This window comes from Pseudoalteromonas atlantica, assembly GCA_007988745.1.
Taxonomy (GTDB): domain Bacteria; phylum Pseudomonadota; class Gammaproteobacteria; order Enterobacterales; family Alteromonadaceae; genus Pseudoalteromonas; species Pseudoalteromonas atlantica.
Genome location: BJUT01000078.1, coordinates 1 through 12,880 on the forward strand (window position 1 = coordinate 1; position 12,880 = coordinate 12,880).

11 protein-coding genes are annotated in these 12,880 nt (G+C 42.2%); 6 read left to right on the top strand and 5 right to left on the bottom strand.

Annotation, left to right across the window (positions count from 1 at the left end; all coding sequences use genetic code 11):
* Positions 1-75: 75 nt before the first annotated feature.
* The 3 genes from PAT01_RS18870 to PAT01_RS18880 all read right to left on the bottom strand — a co-directional run bounded on the left by PAT01_RS18870 (position 76) and on the right by PAT01_RS18880 (position 4,872).
* Complete coding sequence (locus PAT01_RS18870; RefSeq protein ID WP_186807313.1) at positions 76-1,830, bottom strand: solute:sodium symporter family transporter; 1,755 nt, start codon at positions 1,828-1,830, stop codon at positions 76-78.
* Between the two features lie 103 nt (positions 1,831-1,933).
* Positions 1,934-3,997: a glycoside hydrolase family 31 protein gene (locus tag PAT01_RS18875; protein ID WP_154946000.1), complete on the bottom strand. Its 2,064-nt coding sequence runs from the start codon at positions 3,995-3,997 to the stop codon at positions 1,934-1,936.
* A gap of 107 nt (positions 3,998-4,104) precedes the next feature.
* Positions 4,105-4,872, bottom strand: a complete 768-nt coding sequence (locus tag PAT01_RS18880) for a sulfite exporter TauE/SafE family protein (RefSeq protein WP_004586028.1) — start codon at positions 4,870-4,872, stop codon at positions 4,105-4,107.
* A gap of 170 nt (positions 4,873-5,042) precedes the next feature.
* Here PAT01_RS18880 and PAT01_RS18885 point away from each other — a divergent pair, with 170 nt between their 5' ends.
* From PAT01_RS18885 to PAT01_RS18910, 6 genes are all read left to right on the top strand, one after another.
* The gene (locus PAT01_RS18885) at positions 5,043-5,792 is read left to right on the top strand and encodes a GntR family transcriptional regulator (RefSeq protein ID WP_154946001.1); all 750 of its coding nucleotides are present in this window, start codon (positions 5,043-5,045) and stop codon (positions 5,790-5,792) included.
* A gap of 216 nt (positions 5,793-6,008) precedes the next feature.
* The gene (locus PAT01_RS18890; protein ID WP_029773103.1) at positions 6,009-6,971 is read left to right on the top strand and encodes an aldo/keto reductase; all 963 of its coding nucleotides are present in this window, start codon (positions 6,009-6,011) and stop codon (positions 6,969-6,971) included.
* A 9-nt stretch (positions 6,972-6,980) separates the two neighbouring features.
* On the top strand, positions 6,981-7,976 hold the full coding sequence (locus PAT01_RS18895) for a TauD/TfdA family dioxygenase (RefSeq protein ID WP_055255428.1): 996 nt from the start codon (positions 6,981-6,983) through the stop codon (positions 7,974-7,976).
* Complete coding sequence (locus PAT01_RS18900; RefSeq protein ID WP_024034013.1) at positions 7,976-8,980, top strand: YeiH family protein; 1,005 nt, start codon at positions 7,976-7,978, stop codon at positions 8,978-8,980. Before PAT01_RS18895 ends, PAT01_RS18900 begins: the two co-directional genes overlap by 1 nt.
* Positions 8,981-9,063: 83 nt before the next feature.
* Entirely contained in the window at positions 9,064-9,309 is a 246-nt protein-coding gene (locus PAT01_RS18905) for a DUF3297 family protein (RefSeq protein WP_004586033.1), read from the top strand.
* 166 nt (positions 9,310-9,475) lie between these two features.
* Positions 9,476-10,378, top strand: coding sequence for a homocysteine S-methyltransferase family protein (locus tag PAT01_RS18910; protein ID WP_138577337.1), 903 nt, complete (start codon positions 9,476-9,478; stop codon positions 10,376-10,378).
* Positions 10,379-10,504: 126 nt separating this feature from the next.
* Here PAT01_RS18910 and PAT01_RS18915 read toward each other — a convergent pair whose 3' ends face one another.
* Together PAT01_RS18915 and PAT01_RS18920 are read right to left on the bottom strand one after the other, a co-directional pair.
* Positions 10,505-11,980 (bottom strand): KAP family P-loop NTPase fold protein, encoded by a 1,476-nt coding sequence (locus PAT01_RS18915; RefSeq protein ID WP_138577335.1) that lies wholly within the window; start codon positions 11,978-11,980, stop codon positions 10,505-10,507.
* Positions 11,981-12,045: 65 nt separating this feature from the next.
* Positions 12,046-12,879: an alpha/beta hydrolase gene (locus PAT01_RS18920; RefSeq protein ID WP_138577333.1), complete on the bottom strand. Its 834-nt coding sequence runs from the start codon at positions 12,877-12,879 to the stop codon at positions 12,046-12,048.
* Between the last annotated feature and the right edge of the window lies 1 nt (position 12,880).

Below are 12,880 nucleotides of genomic sequence, written 5' to 3' on the forward strand. Positions count from 1 at the left end.
CGCTATTTAGTTATTCTAAATGAGAATTTTTTAACGCAGGTAGCGACACGTTTAGCCCCGTAAAATGATTAAGTATTATTGCGAATTGGTATTATGTGCCTTAGCAACGCCAATATGCGCCAAGCTACTTGTATAGCGTGTATGCCATCGGCGTACGCTCCACCAGCTAAGCACAAAGGCGCTAGTCCAAACAGCAATTAAGCTTGGTACAAAGTACACGCTGGTGCCACCCACCAAACCAAGCGGAGAAAACAGTATGTACAAGCTTATAATTAAGCTCACTAATACAATCGCGCAAGGCAGTGCGTATTTCCACGGGCTTAGGTTTACCTCGGCTTTGCGGGTAAAGTTCCATGGTGTGGCAAGAGGTTTGTAGTAGCCAATACCTAACATAATGGCCAGCTCAATAAAGAATAATATGGCGTAAATATGGATAAAGTTAATATCTACATCCCACACAAATTTAAGCAAAGTGTAGGCAATGACATGAAAAACAATAGCCACTTTAGCGCCCAGTGCAGGCACTTTGCGAGTAAATAACCCCACGAGCACAATTGTGATGACCGGAATGTTGTAAAATCCGGTAAATACACGAATTATGTGCCATAAACCTTCTGGTGCAAACATAAGTAATGGCGCGGTAATAAACGATAAAACAGCAATTACAATACTGGTAATTTTGGCCACTTTAATCAGCTTTTCGTCGCTTACTTTGTCTTTTTTCATGGGTTTGTATACATCTAAACAAAACAACGTGGCGGCACTATTTAACAGCGAATTAAACGAGCTAAATACCGCACCTAGTAGCACCGCTAAAAAGAACCCAGATAAGTACTGAGGCAGTACATCTTTAACTAAATGTGGGTAAGCTAAATCTATGGTTTGTAAGCTTTCGTGCTTATAAAGGTGATACGCAATTACGCCTGGGATCATCATCATAAAGGGTACTAGCACTTTAAAGTACCCTGAAAACAACACGCCCTTTTGGCCTTCTACTAAGTTTTTAGCGCCCAGTGTACGCTGGATCACGTACTGATTGGTGCCCCAATAAAATAAATTAGCGAGGATCATACCGGTAAAAATGGTGCCAAATGGCACGGGATCGTCACTGCTACCAATGGCGTTGAGCTTTTCGGTATCGGTGTTTACCAGTGTGCTTAGGCCATCGGCAAAGTTGCCATCGCCAAGGGCAATAAGGCCAAGGGTAGGCACTAAAATACCAATAATTAATAACCCTACACCGTTAATGGTATCTGATACTGCAACCGCCTTTAAACCGCCGAATACCGCGTAAATAGCGCCCACGGAGCCCACAATAATAATGGTGACAATTAAGCTTGCTTGATAGCTTAAGTTTAATAAGGTGGGCACATCAAACAGCCTAAGAACGGCAATTGATCCTGAGTACAAAACAGAAGGGATCGTTATAAAACAATACCCTACCATAAATAAGATCACCGTCATGCGGCGTACGGTATCGTCAAAACGATCCCGTAAAAATTCAGGCAAGGTAGAAAACGCGCCTGCTAAATACCGCGGTAAAAAGATCAGCGCCATTATAATGGTTGATATCCCAGCTGTTACTTCCCACGCCATTGAGCTTAGGTTGTAACCATACGCTGAGCCATTAAGGCCAATAAGTTGCTCGGCCGATAAGTTAGTGAGGATCATCGACCCCGCTATAAATGTACCTGTTAAACCACGCCCCGCTAAAAAATAGCCGTCTTGGGTGTTAACTTCCCCTTTGGTTTTTTGGTACGAGATATATCCTACCAGCGCCATAAACGCCAAGCACGATAGCAGTGTCATGGTAATGTTCATACCTTCCATCTTGCGCCCCTTTTAGCTTACTTTACTCGGTAAAAAGTAAGCTAATATCTTTATTATTGTGTGTGTTACGTGTGTTGTGTGTGTGTTTGCTATTAACCGAGTTTTATTTTGGCCATGCTGTTAGCTGGCTCATGTCTTGCTGTGTGTGTTGAACCTCTGGGCCTAGCATGAGCGTATCGCCTTTACGAACAAATACGGCCATTTGTGTAAGCTCAAGTGTTTCTTCGTAATACTTGCCGCCTTGGTATGTTTGTGCATCAGGGAATCGCACCCACTCGCCTTGTGGTAAATAAAATTTAACTTTACCGTTTGGTACAACACAAGGCACAACAAGGAGTTTTTCGCCGCACATAAATTGCTGATCAAAACTATGTGCCAGTACGTCATCAGGAAACGCCAATGCCATAGCACGCTGAATAGGCAGCCCTGTTTGCTGTGCTTGCTCTGCACATTCTTGTAAGTACGGAATTAACTGATAGCGTAATTTAAGCGCTGCAAATACCGCGTCACTTGCTTGCTCGGTGTATGACCATGGTTCGCGTGGGCCAATGCCATGTAAACGCATGTGCGCACTAAATACCGACGCTTGCGCCCAGCGTACATAAAGCTCTGCATCGCGCGTATCTTTATAAAAACCACCAATATCGGTTGCAAAAAATGGCCCGCCCGACATGCCCCACGCTAAGCTGCCGCGAATGCTCGCCGCTAAGCCTTGCCAATCGGCTTGTGGGTCGCCACCCCATTGTGCAGGGAAACGTTGGCTGCCAGTCCACGCTGAGCGGCTAAACAAAAATGGCCCAGTTTTACAGTATTTTTCGGCGGCTTCATAAACGCAGCGGTTGTACAGCATGCTATAAACATTATGCAGTCTAATGCCGCTGTCGCCACTGTGCGATACCATGTTTTCGTCTTCTAGCTGTTCGCCAAAGTCTGCTTTTATCATATCAACGCCAAGCTCAAACAATGGCTTGTGCGACTCCAGCCAGTATTCGTAAGCATCGGGATGAGTAAAATCTAAAATACCCGACTCTGGTAATGGCGTAAGTACTTCGCCAAAGGGGCTTAAATCCCACTCGTATTGATACGCTTTACCTGTGCGTTTGTCTTTTATTAGCCAGCCGTTCTCGGCCGCTTTAGCAAATAATGGGTTGTTTACCGAGATCATTGGGTATTCCCACACGCAAATTTTAAAATCCATGGCTTTTAGTTCATCAAGCACAGGTTTTGGGTCGGCGTAACGTGTTGGGTCCCATTCAAAGGCAAAGCGGGTGTCGGTGTCTTGCCATGCGCGGCCATCAAGGGTAATTACATCGCACGGCATGTTTTTAGCGCGTACTTCGCGGGCGACACTTAATAGCTCGTCGGCATCTTTGTAGTACGCTTTTGATAAAATAACACCCAAGCTCCACTGCGGTGGCACCGGTGCAAAACCAGTTAGCTCGCAGTAGCGATTAATACTTTGTGCAGGCGTTTGCTCTTGGTATAAAAATACATCTAATGCGTCGTCTTCTACTAAACACACATAAGCACGTTGCGACCAAAGTGCGTAACCTACACCATGTGTAACGGGCGCCGGCGTGTGTACAAATAAATTCCAGCCCTCTGGGCTCCACGCGTATGGCGTATTTTTATAAGACTTTTCGGCGTTTACGCCCAGTGCATCGTGGTTGTATGAGCGAATAAGCTGGCCGCGTTTATCAAGCTTGCCCCATTTTTCGCCAAGGCCGTAAACGGCTTCGTCGTAATTAAGCTCTAAGCTTAAAATCCAGCCGTTATCGGTTTTGGCCAGTGGCGGTAAACGGTGCTGGCGCACAAAATGGCCATCAGTTGCTGATTGCTGTACTAATTTATCGTTTTTATAAAGCTTAAAGTAAAAAGGGTCGCTGTAAAATTCTAAGCGGTACTCACCGGCGGTGGCTGCAAAGCCTTGGTCTAATTTATTAAGTGATAGCGGTAAGTTAGAAGGGGTAGTGGTTAATATTTTAAACGTCTCGTCATGCGTCGTGGAGCCTGCATTTAAACGTAAACCAAACTGGCTTATGGTAACGCTGACCTCGCCAAATTGAGTTGGTAAAACTAGCACATGGCCTTGTAATTTAGGCTCTGCAGTTAAGCGTGCTGGCTCTATTGCGTTCCAGTCTGGCTCACGTAATTCAAATGCATTCATGGGAGTTCCTTAACCAATTATTAGTCTTGTATAAGACACAAGTTAAATAATTGTAATCCCCATGTCAATGTAAATAACCCTAAGATGAATTATTTACATCGTTACTTTTAAAATATGCCCGGTGCCGATGTTGCCACCAGCGAAACGCCGCTTAGGCCAAGCAATGCAATTGCTATTATACGAATCCATTTTGCATCAACGTAAGGCGTTAATTTACGAGCAAATTGCGTTACTAATAATACCAGCGGTATGGCCGCTGCAATTAAAAACATAATGTCGAGCTCGGGTAAGGTGCCAAATAAGGCAATACCAACACGGACTAAGCCACCAATGGTAAATACCGCAAGTAAGGTGCTACGAATGGCCTCAATAGACCAAGCTTGTTTATAGCACTGAAACACCAATGGCGGCCCCGACGTTGAAAACAGCCCACCCAATAAACCACTTACACCGCCGGCAATTAAAAACGAGCCACGCCCGCTTTGCTTATTTGCTCTATCACGGCCAATTAGCATTAAGCCACAACATAGCAAAATACTAATACCTAAAATAAAGTTTAAAAACTGCGTTAAATGCGCCGACATATATTCAAGCAATATAAAACCTAACAGCATTAGCGGAATACCGGTATACAACATAAGTTTAAGCTCGGGCACTTTTACTGTACTGCGATTTTTAACCACCACAGTGGTTGAGTTAACTAAACCCAATAAACTCACTAAAAAAGTGGTGGCAGTGAGCGGTAAAACATCTAGCAACGTAAAGCTTGCAACCACCAGCAACCCAAAGCCAAACCCGCTAAGCGTTTGCATTATGGTGGCAAGGCTTAGGCACAACGCCATAAGCAAGATGAGTTCTAACGAAATACTGAGCACTTTAAATATCCTACGTGTGCGCTATTGTAGTGTAACGATTTGTTTTTAGGCATAATGTAAAAACAAACTACATGGCAATAGTTCACAATTAATTGAGCTTGCGCAAAACTGCGCAATAAGTTTCACCTATGATATAAATACAGGTGGATTAAATTTAATGGTAAATAACAATGAGTAACTCTATGTTTGATCACAAATTAAGTGGCCCAAGCTTGGCTTTTCAACCACTTTACTTACAAGTGGCTGATTATATTAAACAGCTCATTGTTGAAAGACGCTGGGTACCTGGCGAAGTATTACCGAGCGAGTTTCGCCTTGCTGAAGAGTTTAACGTAAGCCAAGGTACTGTGCGTAAAGCGCTTAATTTATTAACCGACGATAAAATAGTTACTCGCCGCCAAGGTGTTGGTACGTTTGTATCTGAGCATACCGCGCAAGATGCCCTGTTTAGGTTTTTTCCGCTACAGGCCGACGGTAAAGGCGCCGACCTACCTAAAGCCGAGCTATTGTCGGTTGAGCTTTGCCCTGCACCACAAGATGTTATTGATGCGCTGCAACTTAATAAAAAAGATAAAGTCACTAAGCTTGTACGCAGACGCATTCTCGATAACGAATTTTGTATGAGCGAAACTATATATCTACCACAAAGCTTCTTTCCTGATATACATCAAAGTAGTGATATTCCGCACACATTGTATCATTACTACCAAACCAAATTTAACCAAACCGTGCATAAAACCCAAGACAGCATTAAAGCCGTTTTAGCAGATGAAACCGACGCTAAAATGCTCGCTATTAAAGTCGGTGACCCTTTATTGTTGGTATCGCGCATTACCGAATCAATCGAAGGTAAACGCATTGAATACCGTTTAAGCAAATGCCGTAGCGATCATTACCACTACCAAATAGAACTTGATTAATTAACCGCGCTTTAACCGCGAGTAAGTTATATTAGCGCATACTTATTAAATATTTTTTAAAGGCAGCAAACGCTGCCTTTTTGCTGCCTGTAGGTTTTTTAACACCTTTCATTTATTCGCTTGTGGTTAACACAGTGTTGACACTGTTAGATTCGTATAATAACTTATATCTTATACAAGACCAAAGTCATTATGCAATTTTAACAGGAATTCCCAATGAGTTCATTAAATAACATCCCGCCAGTCGGGTTCGGTTTATGGAAAGTAGCACAAGAAGATTGCGCGCAAACGGTGTACCAAGCTATTAAAGCAGGTTACCGCCATCTTGATTGCGCATCAGACTACGGTAACGAAGAACAAGTAGGCGATGGCATAGCCCAAGCAATAAAAGACGGCCTATGTACCCGCGAAGAATTATGGGTAACATCAAAACTATGGAATACTTTTCATGCGCCAGAGCATGTAGAGCTTGCCATTGATAAAACCTTGAGCGATTTAAAGCTCGACTACCTCGACTTATACTTAATTCACTTTCCGATTGCGCAAACGTTTGTACCAATAGAAACGCGCTACCCACCAGAGTGGTTTGTAGACCCAGATGCACAAAACCCACAAATGGAGCTGGCAAAAGTGCCGCTGCATTTAACGTGGCAAGCAATGGAAGAGCAAGTACATAACAACAAAGCAAAACGCATTGGTGTGTGTAACTACTCAAGCGCGCTTATTCACGATTTAATGACCTACGCCACAATTAAACCCGCCATGCTGCAAATTGAGTCGCACCCTTATTTAACGCAAGAGCGCTTAGTAAGACTTGCAAAACAGTACGATATTCCGGTTACGGCGTTTTCACCACTGGGTGCGCTTTCGTACCTTGAGCTTGAAATGGCCGATCAAACTGAGTCGGTGCTTGAGCAAAGCGTGGTAAAAGCTGCGGCGCAAAATCATGGCAAAACACCGGCACAAGTTGTACTGCGCTGGGGTGTGCAACGCGGCACCGCCATTATTCCTAAAACCTCTAAATTTGAACGCATGAAAGAAAACCTCGCGCTGTTCGACTTTGAATTAACAGAGCAAGAAATGGCGCAAATTTCTGCGCTTAATAGCAACCGCCGTTTTAACGACCCTGGGCACTTTTGTGAAGCTGCCTTTAACCGTTTTCACCCTATTTACGATTAGGATAATAAAATGTCAGCTACCGAACTTAACTATGCCCAAGTGCCTACTCAATTAACGTTTGATGACTCGGTTTTTCCGTGCATTGTAGTTAATAACAATAACGCCAGCACCGTTGAAGAAGCGGTAGCTTTTATTCGCGCTAACAAAAGCGAGTTGGCTAAAAAACTACGCAGCTCAGGCGCTGTATTGTTTAGAGGCTTTCCTGTTGATAGCGCCGAAACCTTTGATACGTTTTCAGCGGGGTTTGATTACGACAACTTTACGTACCAAGAGTCGCTATCTAACGCGGTACGTATTAATTTTACCGAGCGTGTATTTACCGCTAACGAAGCCCCCAAAGATGTAGAAATTTACCTTCATCACGAAATGGCACAAACACCTATTTCGCCAAGTAAGCTGTTCTTTTTTTGTAAATCTGCAGCTGAGGAAGGCGGCGCGACACCGCTTTGTCGCTCAGATAAATTATTTAGCGCTTTAAAGCAATTTGATAGCCAATTAGCCGATGACTTTGAACAAAAAGGCTTAAAGTACACCACTTACATGCCCGCAGCCGACGATGCTACATCGGGTCAAGGTCGCAGCTGGAAAAGCACCCTAAGTGTTGAAACCAAAGAAGAAGCACACAGCAAACTTACCGAGCTAGGTTACAAGTGGGAGTGGCTAGAAGATGGCTCTTTAAAAGCAATTACTCCGGTTTTACCTGCGGTAGTTACCCTTGAAAACGGCGTACAGGTTTTTTATAACCAACTTATTGCCGCTTACATGGGCTGGAAAGGCGTTCGCGAAAACCCATCGGTTGCTATTACCTTTGGCGATGGTAGCGCCATTCCTAAACAAGGGCTTGAAAAAATTGTTGAGCTATCAAAAGAATTTACCTTTGATTTAGCATGGCAAGATGGCGATGTAGCCTTAGTTGATAACGAAATGGCTATGCATGGCCGCCGCCCATTTACTGGCGAGCGTAAACGCCAAGTGCTTGTTGCACTGACAGCAGCTAACGCCTAATGCAAAGCTTAACCGGTGCACTAAAGGTAAAAGTTTCCCCGTTATGGCAAGGGGCCAGTATTGCTGCAATGACTGGCCTTGCAGCCTTATTTTTAAGTGAACACTATGGCGCGCCCGCTATGTTGTTTGCTTTATTATTGGGGATGGCGGTGTCGTTTTTATATCAAAGCGACAGCCCGTGCGCTAAAGGCATAGACTTTACCGGTACTACGGTTTTACGTGTAGGCATTGTATTACTTGGCACCCGTATAGCACTGGGCGATTTAATTACACTGGGCTGGCAAACAGCGCTAATGTTAGCTGGCGCTATATTTACCACCATTATTTTAGGGGTTGTACTTGCCCGAGTATTTGGGTTACAAAAACGCTTTGGCGCACTCACCGGTGGCTCAGTTGCTATTTGTGGCGCATCGGCAGCACTGGCTATTTCATCTATTATGCCCAACAGCGAGCATAAAGAGCGCGATACCTTACTTACCGTAATTGGCGTAACGGCCATGTCGACCATTGCAATGATTTTATACCCTATTGTGGTTAACTACCTTGAATTTGATGCACATAACGCCGGGGTGTTTTTAGGTGGCACCATACACGATGTAGCCCAAGTAGTGGGTGCCGGTTATTCGGTATCGCCCGAAACTGGCGATATAGCAACGCTTACCAAACTAGTACGCGTGGCTATGCTATTGCCTGTAGTACTTATTATGATGGTGGTTATTAATCGCTCAAATAAAGGTAACCATGGCGAGCTGCCAAAAGTACCGGGGTTTTTAATTGGCTTTGTAATTTTAATGATTATAAACAGCACCTTTAACCTACCCGCTATTGTGCTTGAAACCACAAATGAGCTTTCTCGGTTCTTTTTAATTGCCGCTATAGCCGCCATTGGTATGAAAACAAATCTAGGCAAACTCACCGAGGTGGGCTTAAAACCAATAATTATGATTGTTGCTGAAACCATTTGGATAGCACTGTTAATACTTGGCTTTGTATTGTGTAGCTAAGTTGAGTAGCTAAGCATTAAACCTTGAGCGTATTGAGTGGATTGCCTACAATAGCGCATCACTTTTTAATAAAGATTAAAACCATGACCGATTCAACAAAACCAGCATTACCTGATCAGCTTTCTATTAACCCACGTAGCAAGCATTACGTAGAAGAAGTGTTTGAACACGAAATTGGCGTAAGCTTAAATGGCAAAGAACGCTTTGACGTAGAAGAGTACTGCATTAGCGAAGGTTGGATTAAAATTGCCGCGCCTAAAGCGCTAGACCGCCGCGGCCAACCTTTACTTATGAAAGTAAAAGGTACAGTAGAAGTATTTTATAAGTAAGGTTTAGCCTACTTAAATAAGCGACTCTCTTGCGAGATGTCGCTTTTTTTATGCCTGTAAAAAAGCATTGAGCTTTTTTCATGTTAAAGGTGACGAAGTTTCATTATGAATCTAAAAAAATTATGGTTGAATAGCGCCATATTGTTTAGTTGTATAGAAATCCTTTATGAATAAAGTAACTATTTTAGATGGCGGCATGGGACGCGAGCTTAAACGCATTGGCGCACCATTCACACAGCCACTGTGGAGTGCACAAGCACTAATAGAAGCCCCACATTTTGTAACGCAGGCTCACCAAGGTTTTATAGAGGCAGGCGCTGAAATAATTACCGTTAATAGTTATGCCTGTGTGCCCTTTCATTTAGGTGAAGCGCTATACCAAGCTCAAGGCGCAGCCCTTGCACAGCAAGCAGCAGTTATTGCAAAAGACGTAGCTCAAAACGCAAAACAAAATGTATTAGTAGCAGGCTCATTACCACCCGCATTTGGCTCTTATCGCCCAGAGCTATTTGAGAGCGAACGCGCTTTTACTATTTTAGATACGCTATACAAGGCGCAAGACGAGCACGTAGATGTATGGATTGGCGAAACCATATCGAGCATTGAAGAAGCGCACGTTATGGCAAGCGTACTTAAAGGCTCAAACAAGCCATGTTATTACGCATTTACCTTAAATGATGTGGTAAGCGAGCAAGCGACTCTTCGCTCTGGTGAGCTGGTAAGTGACGCAGTAGCGGCTTTGCTTGAACAAAATGTTACTGGTATTTTCTTTAACTGCTCAATCCCTGAGGTTATAGAGCAAGCCTTTAGCGATACCAACGCTGTATTAGCTAAACAAAATAAAAGCGTTGTTTTAGGCGCGTTTGCTAATGGCTTTACACCTATCGCAAGCGATTACAAAGCCAACGAAGGCTCGCAGGCGTATCGTGATATTGCACCTGCAGAATACCTAGATTTTGCAAAAACGTGGTACAGCCAGGGCGCAAGTATTATTGGTGGCTGCTGTGGTATAGGCCCTGAGTTTATTGAAGTATTAGTAAACTGGAAACAGGAACTTGAAAGCGCTTGAGGCTGCCAATAAAGCAGAAGACTGCTTATTAAAATAATGTCTCAGCATTAGTAATCTATTACCGTGTAAAAAGTTGAGCCACTAAAGAGTAATAACGAGGTGGCTCAGCTGACTGCCTTTCAATAATTATAATAGTTGCCCAGCCTGCTCAACTATTTGTATATAAGTTGAAAAGTTCTTTTCCATTTTAAAGTTGCGAACGCGGTTAGCTTCAAACATTCCATCTTTGATAAAGTCTTTAAGATCCTTTTTAGGCTCACTTCGAAGACTGTGGCTCGGATAAACCTTCGTAAGCTCAGTATTTGGATCACAAATTATATGCATTGACTCCTCAATTCTATAAGCTGTGTTCCCAGCAAAAGCCATGTTATATTCAAATTCATCTCTTATAAACCTAACATGCTGCTCATCGCTTAAAGCCGATTTAGCATTCCTATTCCATACATTTTTAAAGTGAGAATAAACTTGAGGGTGCCTGATTTTTAAAGTGATGATATAAAACAAGGGTAATGAAAATAGATAATCAGTTTTTTCTTGCGTTAATTGAATTGAATATAAAAGCTTAACGGCTTGTTCAATATCCCTTAAACCAGCCCGCATATGTTCAGCAACCTTACTGAGTATGCCAATATTTATTATATCTTCTGATTTATTACCTGCTTGGAAAACCGGAACGAAAACTGTTTCATTAGGTAAATATTTTGACCAAATAAAGTTACAATATTCTTCTTTGTCAGGACTTTTTAACGAGTACTCTTGATCAAAAAAACGATTTAAATAACGTTTAGATTCAAATTTTTCTCCGTATACAGCATTGATAGAGTGACTTAGCTGTTCTGATGCAGTAGCAACAATAAAGTAGACGCCTTCAACATTAAATAAATGCTTAATCGTTTCTAATAGTTGAATACTATAAGAAGGTTTACATCGATCTAATTCATCAATCAAAATAAATAAAGGGGCTTTAAATGAAGTTTCCCCCTCTAACCCTTCCACTAATAGCCTTAAATTTTTCCTAAAATGGCCTATAGCATTTTTTGTTGTTTGATACTCTTTTATTGCTAATTCAGCAGCCTTTGTAGAGATCGAAGAAGCTAAGGTCGTAATATCTTTTGACAAATCAGACTGTTCAGTCGTTTTGGCAGATACAGCCTCACTTTCTTGCTCCTTATCAAATAAAGCTTCGACGCCATCAAGAGACATACCAAAAAGCTGTTTAGTAAAAAAGCCACCAAGCAAAGGGAGCGCTGCATTTTTCATTGATCTTGCAATACCAGCTAATTTACCATCTGTAGCACTAAGTAAGCCTTGATTAGTTAACTCTTCGTTTATTTCTGCAATAAAACTGAGTAAAGCATTTTCAGAAAAATCATTTTTCCATGCATCAAAACACACAACCACATGCTGCTTCGTTTTTAGTTCTTCTGCAAGATTACGGAGAAAATAAGTCTTCCCAAATCCCCACTCTGCATTGACATTTAATACATAGTTTTTACTATGCTCTGCTTCAGGTACTGCGTACTTGCTCGTTAAAAACTGAACAAGCCATTGTCCTTCTTGTTTTCGATTCAACCTATCATCTAACCATAATTCATCCGACATATAATTTCCTTATTAACTATCTAAAACAACATATTGGTATGAACCGATATAAAAATAATACTTCATTATTCTACTCTCAACACCCAATCAAGCCCTTGTATCGCTGTAGTAGGAAAAGCAGTTGCATGGCTCGCCCCTTCAACAACAACGCTTTTTAGTTCAATATTGTCACTGCTAAGTGCATTAATTTTTTGCGTTAATAGCTTTGCCCCTGCCACCATATTTTGCCCTTCACCAAAGCGTGGCGTTTCCTGTGCCCCTACCGATATATAAACCTTTGTAGGTACTTTAGGTTTATTTGCTTGTAGCGCTAAAATCGCATTGTTATTAAACCAAACTGATGGGCTGCCAATTATATAATTGTTAAATAAATCGGGCATCGTAAATAAAATAGTGGCACCAAATAAACCGCCTAAAGAATTACCTATATAAGTTTTTTGAGTGCTACTTGCTCGGTAGTTACTTTGTATAAACGGCAATACAGTATTTTTTAAAAACAGCGCGTGGTTTTGCGCGTTACCGGTTTGTTTTTTCCAGCTTTTAGCCTTGTTTGGGGTGTAGTCTCTAATTCGACTATTAGACCCTTTAGAGCCTTTTTCGTAGCTAATGGCCACTATAATAGCCTGTTGCATTTTACCGCTATTCATAGGAAACCGTGTAGCACCTGCCACAATAGGGAACGTATACGGTGCATCGGTTAAATAAATAACTGGATATATTTTTTCAGGGTGCTTTTTATATGACTTAGGGAGCTGAATAAAAACAGGATATACCCGATTGGTCATAGGCTCAGTGAGTTCAATAACACTACTTCTAGGGATTTGGTACGGAGTATTTGCGCTTAATTTAAAACACATTAAAGCGCAAAGTAACAGCAGGGATTTTAAAGCAGTATTCATT

Bases quoted from the DNA above. Each gene is read 5' to 3' on its own strand.
- PAT01_RS18895 (WP_055255428.1), top strand. From the start codon at position 6,981: ATGTCAGCTACCGAACTTAACTATGCCCAAGTGCCTACTCAATTAACG.
- PAT01_RS18920 (WP_138577333.1), bottom strand. From the start codon at position 12,879: ATGAATACTGCTTTAAAATCCCTGCTGTTACTTTGCGCTTTAATGTGT.
- PAT01_RS18870 (WP_186807313.1), bottom strand. From the start codon at position 1,830: ATGGAAGGTATGAACATTACCATGACACTGCTATCGTGCTTGGCGTTT.
- PAT01_RS18890 (WP_029773103.1), top strand. From the start codon at position 6,009: ATGAGTTCATTAAATAACATCCCGCCAGTCGGGTTCGGTTTATGGAAA.
- PAT01_RS18875 (WP_154946000.1), bottom strand. From the start codon at position 3,997: ATGAATGCATTTGAATTACGTGAGCCAGACTGGAACGCAATAGAGCCA.
- PAT01_RS18915 (WP_138577335.1), bottom strand. From the start codon at position 11,980: ATGTCGGATGAATTATGGTTAGATGATAGGTTGAATCGAAAACAAGAA.
- PAT01_RS18910 (WP_138577337.1), top strand. From the start codon at position 9,476: ATGAATAAAGTAACTATTTTAGATGGCGGCATGGGACGCGAGCTTAAA.
- PAT01_RS18905 (WP_004586033.1), top strand. From the start codon at position 9,064: ATGACCGATTCAACAAAACCAGCATTACCTGATCAGCTTTCTATTAAC.
- PAT01_RS18900 (WP_024034013.1), top strand. From the start codon at position 7,976: ATGCAAAGCTTAACCGGTGCACTAAAGGTAAAAGTTTCCCCGTTATGG.
- PAT01_RS18885 (WP_154946001.1), top strand. From the start codon at position 5,043: ATGAGTAACTCTATGTTTGATCACAAATTAAGTGGCCCAAGCTTGGCT.